Origin of the sequence: Pseudomonas rhizozeae (assembly GCF_031583775.1) — a bacterium.
Taxonomy (GTDB): domain Bacteria; phylum Pseudomonadota; class Gammaproteobacteria; order Pseudomonadales; family Pseudomonadaceae; genus Aquipseudomonas.
The window spans coordinates 1-18675 of the sequence record NZ_JAVLSB010000057.1; the positions used below are offsets into that span (position 1 = coordinate 1).

Annotated in this window: 6 protein-coding genes and 1 pseudogene; 3 read left to right on the forward strand and 4 right to left on the reverse strand. The window is 58.6% G+C overall.

Going from position 1 to position 18675, the window contains the following annotated elements; all coding sequences use genetic code 11:
* From RG836_RS19950 to RG836_RS19960, 3 genes and pseudogenes are all read left to right on the forward strand, one after another.
* Positions 1-1179: pseudogene (locus RG836_RS19950) on the forward strand (hypothetical protein); the annotation flags it as partial.
* 82 nt (positions 1180-1261) lie between these two features.
* Positions 1262-3589 (forward strand): hypothetical protein, encoded by a 2328-nt coding sequence (locus tag RG836_RS19955; protein WP_310848748.1) that lies wholly within the window; start codon positions 1262-1264, stop codon positions 3587-3589.
* Positions 3590-3774: 185 nt separating this feature from the next.
* Positions 3775-7551, forward strand: a complete 3777-nt coding sequence (locus RG836_RS19960) for an Ig-like domain-containing protein (RefSeq protein WP_310848750.1) — start codon at positions 3775-3777, stop codon at positions 7549-7551.
* An 86-nt stretch (positions 7552-7637) separates the two neighbouring features.
* Here RG836_RS19960 and RG836_RS19965 read toward each other — a convergent pair whose 3' ends face one another.
* From RG836_RS19965 to RG836_RS19980, 4 genes are all read right to left on the reverse strand, one after another.
* Positions 7638-9923: an autotransporter outer membrane beta-barrel domain-containing protein gene (locus RG836_RS19965; RefSeq protein ID WP_409078097.1), complete on the reverse strand. Its 2286-nt coding sequence runs from the start codon at positions 9921-9923 to the stop codon at positions 7638-7640.
* A 254-nt stretch (positions 9924-10177) separates the two neighbouring features.
* Positions 10178-12112, reverse strand: coding sequence for a hypothetical protein (locus tag RG836_RS19970; protein WP_310848754.1), 1935 nt, complete (start codon positions 12110-12112; stop codon positions 10178-10180).
* A 107-nt stretch (positions 12113-12219) separates the two neighbouring features.
* Complete coding sequence (locus tag RG836_RS19975; RefSeq protein ID WP_310848756.1) at positions 12220-14178, reverse strand: hypothetical protein; 1959 nt, start codon at positions 14176-14178, stop codon at positions 12220-12222.
* Positions 14179-14511: 333 nt separating this feature from the next.
* On the reverse strand, positions 14512-18675 hold a 4164-nt coding region (locus tag RG836_RS19980; RefSeq protein WP_310848758.1), incomplete at its 5' end, for a beta strand repeat-containing protein.

Below are 18675 nucleotides of genomic sequence, written 5' to 3' on the forward strand. Positions count from 1 at the left end.
GCGCCGATTGCCGAAGACGAAATACAGGGCGCGATCGACCCGGACTTGCCGTTCACCTGGGTGCGCATTCCTTTCGACGAGGCCTTCGTTCATGAAATGGCTATCGAACTGAAATGGAGCGGCACCCAGGCCCCGCCCGGCGGTGGCAGCTACGAACCGGAGCTGGACTTGTACATCCCGACGACCGATGAAATCGACGCCAAAGCCGACCTGCTGATCAGCGTCGACGGCAGGCACCTGAAGATTCTGGAAGGCGGCACCCTGGCCCTGTCGTACAACCTTCTGCTGCTCGACAACGAAGGCGAAATCGTCCGGCGCGGGTCCCGTCCGGCGGCGCTGTTGAATGTCGGCGAGGCCACTGTGGAGCTGGATAAACCACAGGTGGCCGGCGAAGATAACGGCGTGCTGGACCCCGACGAACTGCCCGATGGCATGAGCCGGCTGACCGTGCCCCGCGCCGCAGAACCCACCCGCCCCGGCGACCTCGTCACCTATAGCTGGGTCGGTTCGAAGACCGGCAGGACCCGTGACAGTATCAAGATCAGCTCGCACAACGCCGACCAGGAAGTGGACTTCAGCCTCAATGCCCGGTTTGTCGCCGAGCACATCGAACCGAACCGCGATGGCGAGGTAACGGTGTGGTACGAGATTGCCAGGGTCGGGCCGCCGGCGCGGGTTAGTTATTCAGAGGCTTTAGTACTGTCTATCGGCCCTGTTCAGATCGATGATGAGGATTTCACCGATACCCCAAATCAGTTAATTACCGAGGGGCAGCGCATCACCTCCGTTGCCACGATGGACATCGAGTTTCTGAGCGGCGCCGGTGAGGCAGGCATTTTCGTCTACGGATCTAACGCGCCAGGCATGATGGAAGGCCCATGTATATGTCTGTGCAAGGATCAAGCGTTGCTGGATCCCCCGCAACGCCTGCGATTAGCCTTCAAATTTGGCTACCGGAAGGTGCGCTTCTCCTGGACCTGGCTGCACAAGCTTGGAAAAGTTGAATTCTATGACGTCCGCAACGCGAAACTGGGAGAGGCGTCTTTTTCAGGCGTGGATTTGGGCGGGCAAATAAATCAGTGGATCGAACTGAACGCGCCTGCATCTGCGCGCATCTTCAGTCTCGTGATTGAGGCACAGGACTATTCATTTCTGGACAACTTCGAAATGATTCGCTGACGCCCCACCAGGACGCCATCGTCTGTCGAGTCCATGTCCAATCGCTCACCGTCACTCACTGTCACCGACAGGAGCCGTCGCCATGCTTATCCAGCCTGAAAAAAACCGCTCGTCCTCCACCCTGCTCGAACCCGCGATCCCCGGTCGCACCGAGCCGGCGTTGCCGTCCGGCGAGTGGGGCATCAACTTCGCTGCCGCCCGGGGCAATTTTCCGGACCGGGGGTTGAAGGTGCAGATTCCAATCTGGTCCACCAAAGACCTGGGCGACAAGGTTGAGCTGCTGCTCAATAACGCCACGGTGGATCAACACAGCATCGGCGACCCCACCGAAATCACCGAGCCGACGATTTTGTGGGTTGCTCCGGGGCGCTTGCCCAGCGGTTCCTATACCTTGAGCTACCGAGTGACGCGGCGCAACCAGGCGCCTGAAACCTTCACCCCGCCACTCAGGCTTTACGTCAAACTCGAACTGCCCGGCGGCCAGGACCTGGACCCGGTGGAGGGCCAGCATTCCGCGTTGTATCAGTACATCGATCCGCAGATTGTCCTCGATGGGGTCGACAAGGACATTGCCAGGGCCGGGGTCAAGATTACCGTCCGGGCCAAACCCGGCACTGACAGCCCGCGGCCCTACCCGAACATCGCCGTGGGCGATGTTTGCACCTTGAGTTGGGGCGGCCAGTTCGTGCGCTCGGCACCCGTGACCCAGGAACAGATCGACGATCCTGCCGGCCATCCCATCGTCATCACCGCCGATGAAAAAACCATTCTCGATGCGCAGGACACCGGCCCTGCGGGTTTGGCCGTGACCTTCATGATCAGGGACCTGGTGAACAACCAATCCGAAGACTGGTGCCAGGAAACGCGCATCGTGGTCGACACCGGCAACTCACGGCTGGAAGCGCCAATCATCTCCAAAACCAGTGGCAATAACCTGGACCTGGAGCTGGTGGGCGACGACTACGTCGTGGCGCAGGTGTGGGCCGAATCCATCGATGAGTTTGCCAAGGACGATTTCATCATCATGAACTTGCGAGGCACGCCGCTCGAAGGCGAAGCCGTCGACGTCAAGGTCAGGCAACAAATTTTAAAGACGCCCCCGACGGTGGAAATGGTTTCCCTGCGCAACGCCGATGTCCGCGCACTGGCCAAAACCCAAGCGGTGTTCGCCTACGAGCTGGAGCGCGACGGCACGGTGATCCAGCGCTCCAAAGGTCGCTTCGTCAACATCCTGGGCGAGCCCAAACGGCTGGCGGCGCCGATTGCCGAGGATGAACGACAAGGCGCGATCGACCCCGACCTGCCGCTCACCTGGGTGCGCATTCCGTTCGACGAGGCCTTCGTTCATGAAATGGCTATCGAACTGAAATGGAGCGGCACCCAGGCCCCGCCCGGCGGTGGCAGCTACGAACCGGAGCTGGAACCGTATATCCCGACGACCGATGAAATCGACGCCAAAGCCGACCTGCTGATCAGCGTCGACGGCAGGCACCTGAAGATTCTGGAAGGCGGCACCCTGGCCCTGTCGTACAACCTTCTGCTGCTCGACAACGAAGGCGAAATCGTCCGGCGCGGGTCCCGTCCGGCGGCGCTGTTGAATGTCGGCGAGGCCATTGTGGAGCTGGATAAACCGCAGGTGGCCGGCGAAGAAAACGGCGTGCTGGATCCCGACGAACTGCCCGATGGCATGAGCCGGCTGACCGTGCCCCGCGCCGCAGAACCCACCTGCCCCGGCGACCTCGTCACCTACACCTGGGTCGGTTCGAAGACCGGCAGGACCCGTGACAGTATCAAGATCAGCTCGCACAACGCCGACCAGGAAGTGGACTTCAGCCTCAATGCCCGGTTTGTAGCCGAGCACATCGAACCGAACCGCGATGGCGAGGTAACGGTGTGGTACGAGATCGCCAGGGTCGGGCCGCCAGGGAAAACCAGCTACTCGCAAGCACGGGTATTCAGTGTTGGGGAGGACACCAGCCTGATTGAAGAAATCACCGATTTTGAAGACGGGACATTCGGAGGTTGGGAACCTGGGCCCGCTACTGAACAGCGAGACTGGTCAGTGAGGCTTCTGCAAAATAATCGTCGCTTGTTTAACAACACCTACAGTAATAAGTCCGAAGGCATCGTTCTGAAAAAAACCATCGCAAATCTTAAAGTCGGGCAGCGCTACGAGTTTTCAATAAAGGCAATTCGAGACGGACACTGGGGAACCGCACCATCACTTTCATTGAGTACAAGCCAAGGATCACTAACCCAACCCACTCCCCTGACGAGCACATGGGAAATACTGTCAGGAACATTCACAGCAGCAACAAGACTTGTCGAGTTTAGGATTAATAGCCACGTATCAACTGGCGACGGCAATGATTACGGCGTGGATGATTTAACAATAAAGCGAGTCCCTTGAGCCACCGCCCCACGTGGGAGCGAGCCCGCTCCCACGTGCACGCTGTCGCCTGCGGAAAAGCTGTCCAGACCATTCGTCGCTACTGTCAGATCTGACAGTAGCCCGCGCCCGTCGAAGAGTCGCCCAATAGAGCCAATCATCTTCGTGTGAAGCTTATCTGTCGTGATCGACAAGGAGCCAGTGGCATGACTGCTTACAGCCTGTTTCTTTTTCCGCCCCAAGACACCGAGACCTCGCCACTGGCCCTGCGGCCCTTGCAGATATCCGGCATGACTTACCCCGTCGTCGATGCCGACGGCGGGATCAATATCGCCGTGGTCACCGATAATCCCAATGGTGTGTTGTGTGCCATCAGCGCTTACCTCGGCATGCAGGCGGGCGACCGCCATGACATCTATTGGAACGACGTAAAGATCTTCACACGGGAGGTGCTGGACGCTGAAGTCGATCTCCCGTTGTTTTTTTACCTGCCCACGGCACCCATGATCCCGGACCTGGGCGAGTGCCACTATGTCCTGACCCGGAATGGGCAAACCGTTCCAGACGCGCCGTCGGTGTCCATGCGCTTACGGGTCAAACTGGATCGCCCCGGTCGTCGAGACATGACACCACATCTGCCCGACGGCCATTCAGAGCTGAAAATCGTGCGTTTGCCCGACGATGTCATCCGCAACGGCGTGCATGCCGAATGGGCTTCCAGGGGCGTGCCCATGACCATTCCCGTCTACCCGGACATTGCCCTGCGCGATACCATCCAAGTGAAATGGGGCAACGTATTGCTCGCACCGCACCGCGTCACTCGGGAGCAGGCTTCGGGGACCGAACCTATTGTCGTAACCGCCGATCAGGCGGCGATCCTGGCCGGCGGCGACAGCGATGGTCTACCGGTGCAGTACGACGTCTACGACGAAGTATGGAATTTCGCGGACAGGTGGTCACAACGCGCCTCGGTGGCGGTCGACGCCGGCGCTTGGCGGTTGAGAACGCCGATCATCCAGCAAGCGTCGGGCGGAGTGATCGATCTGGAGGCGTTGGGGTATGACGATGTCTACGTGCAGATTCTCGTGGAGGGCATTGAGTTCCAGCAGAACGACACGCTCGAGGTGACGTGTGCGGGCCTGACAGCCTCCGGCGCACACTTGAGCCACACCGAATCGGTGCAAATCCTCAGCGAGCCACCGCTGATCCTCGAGGTGCCCGCACCCAATTCGCTGTTCCGGGCACTGGCCGGCGGTTCGGTCGAAGCGGCTTACACCCTGATCAATCACGACGGCAGCCCGCCGCTGTCGTCCAAACGCGCCTTCGCCAGCGTGATCGGCCATGTCATCGAACTGCCGGCACCGACCGTACGCGAAGCCCAGGGCGACACCCTGGACCCCGACACCGAGATGGCCACCGTGGACGTTGGTTACGCCACTATGGCCAATGGTGACTTGGTTAATCTGATCGGGTTGGGCAGTCGCGCCAACGGCCAGCCCTACCCGTTCGAGTATCAGCACACCGTCAGTGAAAACGAAGCGACGCAAAAACTCATCTCGTTATCCATCGAAAACCACCACATCACCACCCTCAAGAACGGCCGCCTCGACCTGTTCTATCGGGTCATGAATGACGACGTACACGCCGCCGGCATTTATGAGTCACGGCATCAGTTGCTCAGGATCGCGGCGATCCCCGGCGAGTACCCCGCGCCCACCGTGGTGGAGGCACCAGACGGTTTCCTCGACCCGATCGCGGTACCCCATAGCGCTACCGTGCGTGTGAACAATGATCAGACCGAGGTCGGCGATGAAGTGACGTATTACTGGAAAGGCCCGACTGTCAGCGGCACCACTCAGGACTCGGTGCCTGTTACCACCCTGAACCGTGGCAGGCCGATCAACTTCCGGGTCGACGCACGCTTCATCACGCCCAACATCAGCGAGCTGGTTGCCGTGCGTTACAGCATCAAGCGCGGCACGCCCATCCGTTATCTGTTTTCCGAAGCACTGTCATTGCAAGTGGGCCGGGCCATCGAGCCGGAAATTATGTCCGTCACGGATTCCAAAGGCCCGATCCCCGTGGACGGCATCACCTTCGACACCCGCGTGAGTATCGCGGGCAAGGCGCACCCGGGGCGGCAAGTGCAGACGTTCGACGGCGCCACGCCGCTGGCGGTGCTCGATGTCAGCGCCGAAGGCGACTGGAATCAAACCTTGCCACTGCAACAGAAAACCTACCGCCTGACCGCCAAAGCCTTGTACGGCAGCCGGCCAGAATCCGCACCGTTCGGTTTCAGTGCCGTGGAAACCGTCACACCGCGCATTCTCTCGCTGACGGATTCCAAAGGCGAAATCCTCCCCGATGGCATTTCTTTCGACAAAGTCTTTACCCTCAAGGGTGTGGCCAGCCCTAATCAGAAGGTCAGGATTCTCGACGGTACGACATCCCTGGCCGAACCCGTCGTCGATGCCAGCGGCGAATGGACTTACACCCACACCTCGCCCACCGTCAAAGCCTTCAGCCTTACCGTGCGCGGCCTCTACGGCAGTGAACCGGTGTCGAGCCCGCCGCGCAACTTCACCCAAGCGCAAGCCGAAGTTCCGGTGATCAGCTCCGTGACCGATACCCGAGGCTCTGTTGCACCCGGTGGCGTGACCTTTTTCACCAGCGTCAATCTGGAGGGAACGGCCAGCCCCAACCAGCGCGTGCGCATCCGCGACGGCAGTACTTCACTGGGCGAGCCGGCCACGGATGCCGCAGGCACCTGGCGACATACGCTCAACGGGTTGAGCGTCAAAGCCTACAGCCTCACCGCCCTGGCCCTGTACGGCGACGGACAAGTGTCCACGCCGCGCACCTTCCGGGTGGAAACACCGATCAGCCCCACTATCGGCAGCGTCGCCGATTCCAAAGGCCCGGTCCCCGAGGGAGCGATCACCTACGACCGAACCGTCACGGTCACCGGTACGGCCAACGCCAATCAGAAAGTGCGCCTGCTCGATTTCACCGCCACCCTTGGCGAACCGACAGCCAATGCCAGCGGCACCTGGAGCCTGCCAGTCGCCAACCTGAGCGCCAAACCCTACAGCCTCACGGCGCTGGCGTTGTATGGCAGCGGCGAGGTGTCCACCCCGGCTCGCACGTTCGTAGTCGCAAACGCCGTCGAACCGTCGATCAGTTCCATCACCGACTCCAAGGGCGCCTCGGTGGGCCAGGACGGCATTACGTTCGACACCGTCGTGAACATCGTCGGCCAGGCCAGCCCAGGGCAAAGTATCCGCCTGCTCGATGGCGCCTCCTCGTGGGGTCAATTCCCCGTGGATGGCACCGGCACCTGGCGCATGACTCGCAGCGGTTTGACGGTAAAAAGCTACAGCCTGACGGCCAGGGGATTGTATGGCAGCGAACCGGTTTCAGCGCCGCGCAGGTTCCAGGTCAAGAATCCGTTGAGCATTGTGCCGACGCAGATGAACCTCAATGGTTTCTCGGTGAAGATTGCGCAATGGACCAAAACCGGTGCTGATTCGCTTAACAACACCGCGACGCGTGTGGCGACGGGAGGCACGCCGCCTTACAGCTATGCCTCATCCAATCCGGCGGTGGCCAGTGTAACGAACGCGGGGAAAGTCACCGGGAATCGCAATGGCTCGGCAACGATTACGGTTTCCGATAACGCGGGGGTGAGGGTCAGTTATGTGGTGGCGGTGACGAACGTTTTTGAGTTGCGGATTAGCGATAGAAGAATGAACAGAGACGAACACATCGCCTGGATGAACTCATTGAGGGGGCAGCCTGCTCATAACTATTCGTTCCTGCGCGACATCGCACTCGTGTACGTCCGACCGATCCGCACCGAAAACGTCTGGCTATGCGAGAGGAACGCTGACGGCTGGGATGTTTTCCTGCACCCCAGCTACACGATTTATTTTGTTTCCCCTTCCACTTGGTCGCTCTTCGCTTGGTGCCTGATACCGCTATAGAAACCAATCTTGAAATAGAGTCCCCACAAAAAAAACGCCTCGCAATCCGCGAGGCGTTTTTCTTTTACTGCGCCACCATCATCCGTTTACCACGAATACCTCACCCCGACATTCACGCCCCATGGCTGTTCGATATGCTCGCCATTGGCGTAGTCAAAATCCGCATGCGCTTGCCACTTCTCAGACAATGACACCGCAACCCCGGCACCCAACTCGCCACGGGAGCCGGACAAGTCGTTGTTAAACACGTTGTTGTTGACCTGCACTTCATTGTTTTTGGCAAATTCATGCACCCACGCCGCCCGCACATAAGGCTGTGCCACCCCGCCACCGCGCAATGGAATGTTACGCCCGGCGGTCGTGCCGAGTTTGCCGAGCAGCGATCGGGTGCGATCGCCGTCGGCGTCCATGCCGTTATCCAGGTCGTAATGGCGCCCCTGGATCACCACGGCGGACAGTTGCGTGAAAGGTTCGACGAAGTAACCGTCGGCCAGTTTGATGTGGCGGCCGAACTCCGCCGATGCACCGACGCCCATAGTGTCGTAGTCACCCTTGCTGCGGCTGCCGTCACTCAGGCTGACTTTGGCTTCGTTGCGAAAGCGGTTGAACTTGAGCACGCCGTCAAAGTAGTAACCGGTGTCCGCATCCAGCCAGGTGACGTAGGGCCCGGCGTAGTAACTCTTCACCGTACCGGACGTGCCGCGATTCAGGTCCAGGTCAGACTGGCTGTAACCCGCCAGCACCCCCATCAGCCATTGGCTCTCGCCCAAGCGAGCATCAGCGCCGAGGGAAAACCCTTGCTGAGTCTGCTGATAACCCACGCCCGACGCTTCGGCTACGTTGTACTTGTTGCCGTAGGTGCGCGCCCAGGCGCCGGACTCGCCACCGTTGAAACGCAACTCACCCATGCGGCTGCGCAGCGACGATAACTCACCGTACCAAACGGTCGGCGCGGTGTTGAACAATGCAAGGACCGAACGCGCGCCGGGGCTGATGATTTTGGTGGTCGGGTCGAGGAACCAGTCAGTGCCGCCGGAGCCATCGGGGTTGCTGGTCAGGGCATACGAAAACGCGCCCACATCCACTGGCGTGCCATTGACCAAGGAGAATCGTGCATCCCCCGCAGCGGTATGCACCACCTGCAATTGCTGCGGTGATGTCGCATCCAGGCCGGAGGCGCTGATGGCCAGGCCGAAATCCCCCGTGGCCACGCCGCTGACATTGAGGAAATCGCGATTGCCATTGGCAAAATTGCCTTTCATCGCGAAGGTGCCATTGCCAGCCAGGCTGCCGACATTCAACTGGTAAAAGGTGCCCGGTGTGGTGCTGGTGCCGAAGTCGACCGTACCACCGTCCATGGCCAACGCACCGATGGTGTCATTACCCGTGAGGGTCCAGGTGGACTGGCTGTTGAGGGTGACGCCGTTGACACCATCCAGTCGACCGATCAACTGTGATTGGTTGTTCAAGATGACGTTGGCGGTACTGCTGCTGTCTGCCAGTACGTTGCCGGTCAGGCGGGCTTGGTCGAAGGTGAGGTTGACGGTGCTGTTGTCGTTGATTTGCACATTACCTTCGAGGACGCTGCCGGTGACGCTCATTCTGGCAGTGGAAGCATCTACTACTTCCAGCAGTACGTCATTGCCAGCCAACAGCCTGGCGTTGTTCCGCAACTCGATCGTCGCTTCATTACCTTGTTCAACCAGAATCGCCGACCCCGCTCGCCCTTCAACAGTGGCATTATCCAGGGTCAGATGACTTAAGCCTGAGCGGGCCGGCGCCCCCCCAATCCTCACACCATTTTCACCCCCGCTGATCAGAGTCTTCTGGCTGGCGTTGACGGTTCCCCCGAAAAAGCTCAACCCGACGCTGTCTTCCCGACTTGCACTGACTTGGGTGTTTTCGAGATCCACCGTGCTAAATGCAGTGATGCTTACCCCTGTGCTGCCGCCATTGATAACGCTATCTGTTACACGCCCCGTCGACCCCGTTGTAGTACCGCCCAAACGAGAAAAGTTGAGCCCTGTTGCACTACTGGTCACCGTCACGCCAGTGAGCGTCGCCTCGCTGTTGGTCACGGTGACCCCGCTAAACCCACCGCGCCCCGAGTAACTACCCCCCACCGCATTAAGGCGGGAGCCTTCCTGGACCGTCACCTCGAAAGTCTGTGCGCCGTCGGCGTTCAACACGCCACCGCCTGTCACCAGATAATTGTCCGTGCCCGTTGCCCCATCAATAGCGACGGTTTGCCCGGGCCCCACGGTGGTCAATGCCAAGGCGGTTGAACTAACCACCAGCAACGGCGCCAGCGTTAGTGTTCGCAGTAGCCGAAAAGGAGGCTGGACAGCAAAATATGTACTTGAGGTTTGCATGAATGCAGACTCCTAAACCCGTGAATGAAATGCCTTCCAAAAAAATGGCCGTAAGTCAAGGCGTTCATGCTAGCTTCAACAACAGTGATTTATATGTAGGAAGAATCCTTAAATCATCGGCATTTGCCTTTTATTTGTTACTAACGGCTAAATTGAACAGAACCACAAAACTTACTCACCCTTACAAAAACTTTGACGAGTGAGCTTATAAAAAAGGAAGACATGCGCCTTCCTTTTTTAAACTTCAAGCATCACTAAACTAACGGGCAGGGCCCGCCAATTCCGTCACGCACCACAACTTCAACATCATGAGGGTCAGAGTCTTCACGGCGCTCATCCACCGTGGCGCTGTATTTAATACTGCCGCTGCCATCAGTGATACGTTCAAGTATCGCCAAAGGAATATATACGGAAAATCCTTCGGTATGTTCCGTTCCGGAAAGCGTTTTATTAAACTCATAAGGAGTGACGGGCACTTCATTGCCACCGCCATCATAGTAATTACCAGTCCAGGAAAAATTCAGAACCATATCGGGTGCGAGCGGAGTCCCTCCGGGCACATCCACAACAGCCGCGCGCCCGATATTTGCAATCGTTCTGAGCGAATTGCAAGTCAAGAAGTCAAATCCACCGCTAGACGATGTAAAAGCAACTTTCGGAGTTGGCAAAACAACGGCCAAGACATAAACACTCACCTCCGTGCGCAGGGAGGGATTTACACCGGGAAGGTCTGCATTGGAAATCGTATAATGAACTTTTACTTTTGCACCGTTACCTTGCGCCTTGATAAAGTCTATCGGAATGGTAAACCTTACAATAAAGTCCACCGCTTCGGTACCATCGAGTTCAACAGAGCCTCCAGCGCCGGGCACTTCAACATTATTCCAATATAACTTATAGACATCCTTGGCTGCTCGCACACTCGCAACTACAACGCTGGCGGTGGCAGGCCCATCGGCATCGACCAATTCCAGTTTGTTATCGTCTGTTGTAACAGCACCTCTGACAACGACCTCATTCAGGTTGGGATTGCCAATATCCGGATCTGGCTCTGGATCAGGGGGCGGAGTACCAGGGCGCCGCAGGTCGACCGCAACTTCAATGCCTGCACCTTCGGGATACTCCAGACCGGATCGCCACACAGAGTAAGTCACTTTCACATCCGGTCGGGGGCCGAGACCGCCACGGCGAATATCTGCATAAGGCACATTAACGATCATCGGAAATCCACTGCCTGCTTTTTTGTCCGGCTGATCGATACCATCCCACGACACTCTGATATCGTCGTTTGGATCAAGATTATCGTATTGCTGGATTACCACTCCCGTGTCAGGGAAGGCGTCGGCCAAATCAATAGGCGCCTCGGGCACTTCCGGTGGCTTAAGATTGCTCGGTGCCGCTGACAAAATGACTTTAACGTTCAGGGGCTCGGAGTGCTGACCTGTATTACCGACGCGGTCTCGCCAGACATAATAAAATATCTTAGGACCTTCCCCCTCGATAATGAATTGACCCAACGATATCTTTACCGTCATGTCAGAATCGGAGTCGTCAGGCGTCTCATAAGAACCTACCAATGTTCCCGGGTCGCTGGCGCCAAAATAAACCTGAGCGATATCCCCAGTCTTACGATCAGTGTGCAACGGAATGGTCAGCAGTACCCCGTCGTTGGCTCTGAGGTATTCACTGGACAGATAGTCATCTTCAACGTCATCGGGAAGTACCATCGGCTCACCAGGTGCTCCGCGATTAGGCGCTTCCTTGTCGATATAAATCGGAACGGCAGGTGCGAACTTATAAGGAACGCCCTCGTATTCAAAAACATAGCTTAAAGTGAAAATACCTTCCGCCACCGTTTTTTCTGCAGGCAATGTTAGCGTTATCGGAAAGATAAAAGGCGACGTTATCTCTTTGACTACGCCCGTTGCCACGTCATCCCATAATAACCAAAACCTCCCCACTCTATGGTTAGGTATCGGTGGATCAAGATCGATCAAGGCGTTAATTTCGACGTCATTAGCAAGGCCCTGTCGATTCCTCATTAACTTATTGGGCGAGTCTCCCACAACATCAGGTAGTAGCCCCGACAAGTTAGGGGCTTCGGCCGCTAGCGGGGATCGGCCAAGGCGTATTGCTCTCATTGCCGCGCGCCCGGCATCTTTATCAACCGTTTTTTTGTAGATGGTCATTTCATTATTCTCCGAATAGAAACATACATTCCAAGCACAACGACAAAAGTTCAGCCATTAAATAAAGACTGCCTAACGTTTAGAGAATGGCGTGCCTATACAACGCCTCAAGAATTTTTGCCAATCACCTGCTCGTCAATCCAAGTTTCCTCGCACAGGTCATTGGCGGGCGAGCATATTTCCCCGCTGGACATCGTTCTATTGATAACCACAAAGTTAAAAGGCGATTCCCCTTCTGCCCCGTTTTGTTTAAACAGTTCGTAATAAACAAGCGCTGAAGCGTTGTCCACCATCGGCGCAATCAACTTCTCATAATCGGTAACGACTACATCAAAACCATCGCGCACATCGTCATCGCTTAGCGTCCTGGAAAACGGTGCATACGTCCCGTCTATCGGGTCAGTCCCGTTCTCGTTCCTGCACCCTTGCCAATGCAATTTCACTTCATCGTCCTTGTAGAAGACGGTTTGAGCCGGGATGTGGATGGTCACCCCTTCCCATATTCTCGGCACCGAACAGCAATGGAGCGTCACAGACGTCCCGGCATGGGGGAACGTCGGCTCCTTGAGGCCACCCACGGCAATGGACACCTCAACTTCCGTCACCTGCGACGTCTGCAGGTTCACTCCATTGCTGGTGGTGTAATACACCGGCAACTTCGGATTGAATTTGTCTTGTTCGATCGCGCTCCGCGGAATTTCAATTTCCAGTGACTTGCCGCCCGTATCGCCGAATTGAACCTCGTAACGGGCCACCGCCAGGATGATCGATCCCCAGAACACCTCGATCTCTTCTAGAGGCAGCGGATCGTCGAAGAGCGTCAAAGTCGCCTTCGCCGGCAAGCCCTTGTCGATACCGAGCAATTTATTGGGGGTATCGGAGATTTGCCCGCGAATCTCCAGTTTCGCCAATCGATCATTGACCAGTGCAGGAGCCGCAGGGTGATCCTGACCGGCTACCGTCAAATTGACTGGCACCGAAATCGTCGGTGAGGGCGGCCCCAGGCCGGGATGACGGATCCGGTAGTTGACCAGCGCGCGCAATGGCCCGTCACCCTGGCCATGCAACGCTGACCACGGCACCGGTATCCTCAAGGGGAAGCCGTTTGGGTCGACCGGGAAGTCAGCCAGTGTGGCGCTTCCCCAGGTGACGACGACCGACTGGTCCTTATTCGGCAAATCGTACGCATCAATTTCAACGTAAACCCCGTCCCGTGCATGTTGGCGGTCGATCAAACCGCGCGCTGACAACGGCACTCTGGGAGGCGGCAGCGCCCCAGGCATCGGCGTGAGATCGACATTGATGGGCGCCAGTTTCGATCGGGGCCCTCGATTCCCGGCCCGATCCCGCAGATAGAAATAAAGGTAGCGAGTCCCACTGCCCCAGGGCCGGATTTCATCGGCATACACCGTGATGGCCAAAAAACCGTTGTCGATGTCTAGCTGACTGAATTCCTGCTCGCGAATCGGCTTTTCACTGTCAGGAGGAGTCTCTCGGTCGGTCCAGTAGTACACCGCCCTGTCACCGGCGTCGACATCCGTATAAAAAGCCACCTCGACAATCACTTGCCCGTGAGTGCTCAAATAGCCTTCGGTGATGGTGCCGTTGAGTTCGTCGGGGAACCGCACGGCCTCCGGCTGATTACCAAAATTGGGCTTGGTAAGGTCGATGGTGATTTTTTTTCTGGGTGACTCTGTTCCGCTTCCTACGCCGCTGAGCTTGATGTTGACCGACACCTCGTAGACCCCAGCGGAAAGCAAGTCTTTGGGAACGGTCAGCTCTTGTGGAAAATCGACGGTGATGGGGGTTGGATAGCGGCGTTCATTGACCTTTCTGAAAGACGTTCCCAAAAGACTGAAGCCTAACTCGACGACATCCGTGCGATTGGGCGCTGTGGTGAACTCCCATTCCATAAACGTTACGGTCAGGTCACGTCCCAAGGCGCGGATGGGCAGCAAGCCTGCCGGATCATCCGGATCCAAAACCGCGGGCACCTTTGGCGCATCGAGAGCGGTGGGCAGGTTGTCGGATTCGGAATCATCGGTGGGTTCAGTGGGTGTAGACATGAAAGCAATCCCTACCAGAAAGGACGATGGGCTGGATTTATTTAATGCCCCGTCAGCGCGACTGGCTACTGTCAGAAATTACAGGTTTTGCTACCGTTCATCGGAGACCCCGGATGCAAGTGTCAGATCTGGATGAGCTGAATTGTGGTGAGCGGGCAAGCCTCCACACGAAAGATGCATGGGTTTTTCCGGTACACCGCGTTATCGTTCTTCGCGAGCAGGCTCGCACACAGGGGAGTGGTGTCAGGCAGCGCATGACTGAATCCCGGACAACAAAAAACCCGCCATCCCCTTTGAAAGGATGGCGGGTTTTGTCGTTTCAGCCCTATTGCATCAGACGGTATCCACCTTCAACGAATGGTCGTTCAGCATGCCGTTGATGATGGTCGCGGTGTCGTGGCCGCCGGCAATCACGCCGCCAGCGCCGGGAGTGACGCCGTAGTGGCTGGCGAGGTTGACGCCGGCCAGATCGATGGTCTGGTTCGCCGAGGCGCCGGCCAGGCCATTGACGCCGATGCTGCTGACGACGTTGGCGCCCGTGCCGGTGACGGTGAAATGCAGGTAGTCATCGAGTGACGCCGAGGTGCCGTTTTCCCCTTGCAGCAGTTGTGACAGGTCGAGCTTGTCGGTGCCGAGGGTGAAGTCCGTGACCAAGTCATGGCCGCTGTTGCCCTTGAGCCACTGGAAGGTGTCGGCCCCGGCGCCGCCGGTCAGGGTGTTGTTGCCCATGCCGCCGATCAGCAGATCGTCGCCGCCACCGCCGATCAGGGTGTCATTGCCCAGGCCGCCGCTGATGATGTTGTTGCCGTTGTCACCGGTCAGTTGGTCGTTGAAGTTGGAGCCCACCAGGTTTTCGATACCGGTCAGGGTGTCGGTGCCGGCCCCCAGGGTGTTTTGTGCGCCGAGCAGGCTCAGATCCACTTTCACCCCGGCGGTAGCATGGGCGTAGCTGGCGGTGTCGTTGCCAGTGCCGCCGTCCAGCAGGTCGTTGCCGGCACCACTGAACAGCAAGTCGTTGCCGGCGCCGCCATGCAGTTCGTTGTTGCCGTCGCCGGCGGTGAGCACGTCATTGCCGTCGCCGGCGTTGATCACGTTATTGCCGGTGCCCGCCACCAGTACGTCGTCCCCGGCGGTGCCGGTGAGGGTGTGGCCGTCCTGGTAGCTGATGGTGACGTTGGCGGTGTCGCTGCCGCCGTGGTTGTCGTTGGCCGAGTAGCTGCCGTGGTAGTCCGGTGTCACGTCGTGGCCGCCGGCGTAGTTGACGGTCATGGTCAACTGGTAGCCTTCACCGGCATTGGCGTTACTGCCGCTGCTGTTGGTGAGGTTGGTGATGTGGATGCGGTAAGTGCCGTCCGCACTTGCCGTAATCGTCCCGCCGTCGGCGATGGCGATGAAGGCGCCGCCGTTCAGCGAATACTCCATGCCAATGTGGCCGGCCGCCAGGTTGTGGTCGAGGTTGAGGGTTTCGCCCTGTTTCAGTTTGACGGTGATCATGTCCTCGTCATTGGCGTTGACCGGGGTCACCGCGCCCAGGTAACCGGTGATCACCAACAGCGCGGTCATGGTCGCGGCGTTGCCGGCGAACGAAGAGCGCACATCGGCCAAGACCTGATTGGCCGGGTTCGCCCCGCTGGTGCCGGTGAAGGTGATCGCGCCGGAGCCTTTGAAGTCCGCGCCTTTGCTGATCCAGCCGGTATTGAAGGTGGTGGGCGTGGCGGTCAGCGGGTCGCCGTTGGCGTCGCTGTCATTGGCCAGCAGCAATTCGGCCGGCACCACGATGCTGCCCGACAACACGTTGGTGATGATGTGGTCGTCCACCGCCACGGGCGCGGTGTTGGGCACCACTTTGATCACCAGGGTCGAGCTGGCGAGGTCGCCGTCGTTGTCGCTGACGGTGAAGCCGATGTTCTCGGTGATCAGCACCGACGTGGCTTTCTGCGAGGTGTAGGTGTATTCGCCGGTGTCGAGGTTGATCACCAACGTGCCGCCGCCGTTGGTGGCAATGCTCAAGGTGTTGTTGACCGTGTTGAAGGTGCCGTGGTTGGTGCCATTGAAGGTCAGCGAACCCTGGTTGTTCTGGCCCTTCGGATCGTAGCTGTAGGTGGTGCCGTCGATCACGATGGACTTGATGAAACCGCCATCGGCGCCGAAGCTGCCGCCCTCGCCCAACAGCGTGCCGGTGACCGGCGCGCCGACCACGGTGCCGGACAGCACCGAGTTCAACTGGTTAAGGTCGGTGACCACCACCGCATTGGTGTTGGTGTGGCTGATGCCGTCGTAGGCCAGCGGATCGAGGTTGGCGTTACTGACACCGTTGCCCAAGCCGATCGCGTAGTTCTTGATGCTGTTGGCATCCAAAAAGTTTTTCAGCGCCGCTTCATCGGAAGCGCTGATGTCGCCCGCATTGGGTTTGCCGTCCGAGAAGAAGTAGCCGACGTTCTGCGCCCCGGTGAGTTTGCCCGAGGTGTTGAACGCGGTTTGCATCACCGCGACGGCCGCGTCGTAGTTGGTGTTACCGCCCGCGGTGAGGCCGGCGATGATCGATTTGGCGGTCGCCACGTCGACCCAGATCGCCGTCTTGTCGGTGGCGTTGGTGCTGAAGGTGACGATCTGCACTTTGACGTCGCCCAGATCGTCGTACTTGTCGAGCAAGGCACTGATCGCTTGCTTGGCCAACGCCAGGCGCGACAGCCCTGGCACTCCGGATGGATCGGCCATGCTGCCGGACACGTCGATGACCAGCAGCAGGTTGCTGTCGATCTCGACCGCCGCGACCGAGCGTTCCGAGGCCACGGCTTTGGGCACGTCATCGACGATGCTGACGACGATGGTGCTGGTGGTGCTGTTGCCCAAGGCGTCGGTGGCTTTGTAGGTGAAGGTTTCGCTGAGGGTGTTCGGTCCATCGTTGGCGTTCGGCGACGTTTTCGGCGCCGAGGTCAGGGTGTAGGTGTAAGTGCCGTTGGGGTTCAGCAGCATCTGGCCATAGGTGCCGGTGGCGCTGCCGACCAGGCTGAAGGTGATGCCGCCGCTGCCGCCGGACACCGAACCGACCAGAGTCCCGGTGGAGGTTTCGGTGTTGGGCGTCGGGTCGCTGCCGGTCACCGTGCCGGGCGCCAGGTCGAGGCCGTCCTTGCTCAGGTCGAGGCCTTTTTCGTAGACGGTGACGTCCTGGTCGACCACGGCTTTGAGGCCGCAATCGTCGACGTTGATTTTGATCGTAGTGGTGCTGACGTCGCCATCGCCGTCGCGAATGGTGTAGGTGAAGGTGTCGGTAGCGCCCGGCGGGCTCACCGTGTTGGGGTTACTGTGGTAAACCGCGTTGCCGTTGGCATCGAGGGTCAGGTAACCGTAGGCGCCATTGATCTGGCTGTTGAGGCCGCCAATCGCCGAGGTGTTGGTGTTGTCGCCGGCACGCACGCCGATCACCGCCGCGCCATCGGCACCGCGAATGTCGTTGCCGAGCACACTGAGATTGACCGTGCCGCCCTCGGCCACCGAAGTGGAGTCGGGTTTGGCAGTGGGCAAGTCATCAATGATCCTGACGTTAATCTCGCCCGTTGCGCTGCTGCCATCAGTATCAGTGGCAACCACCGTGAAGCTTTCCGGCAGGCTGTTGGCCTGGTTGCCGGTGGGATGGGCTTCATTGTCGAGCAAGCTGTAGGAATAGCTGACCACGCCGGTGTTCGGGTCATACCCGGTGATGGTGAAGGTGTTTTGCAAAGGCGTGGTGACGGACTGCGGGAAGCCTGCGACCACACCGCCGCTGATCAGCGTAATGCCGCCGACGGTCAAGGTTTGCAGACCATCGAGCGCGGTCACGGTGAAGCTGCCGGTCTGGGTCAACGCCGGGGTGTTGGGCGCGCTGCCGTCGCTGAGGTTTTTCTCGTAGACGGTGATTTCGCCGCCCTTCACATCGAGGCCGTCGAGGCACACGCCATCGTCGTTGTTATGAATGTTAAGCACCAGATTGGCGGTGCTGGTATCGCCGTCGGCATCGGTCAGCGTGTAGGTAAAGGTCTCGGTACCGTTGCCTCCGCCCTTCAGGTTTTTGAAATCAGCGTCGTTGGTGTTGAGGGTGTAGGTGTAAGTGCCGTTGGCATTCAATTGGAGGGTGCCGTAGACACCGTTGAACGTCGCCGGGGTGATCGGCCCGGCGTTAGGGCCGACCGTGACGCGGTCGGCGCCTTGCACATCATTGGTCAGCACGTTGCCGGTCAGCACCAGGGTGTTTTCAGAGGCAGTGCTGGCATTGCTGTCATTCACCGCTTTCGGCAAGTCATCAATGATCCTGACGTTAATCTCGCCCGTTGCGCTGCTGCCATCGGTATCAGTGGCAACCACGGTGAAGCTCTCCGGCAGGCTGTTCGCATTGTTGCCGTTTGGGTGCGCTTCGTTGTCGAGCAGGCTGTAGGAATAGCTGACCACGCCGGTGTTGGGGTCATAACCGGTGACGGTGAAGGTGTTTTGCAAAGGTGTGGTGATGGACTGCGGGAAACC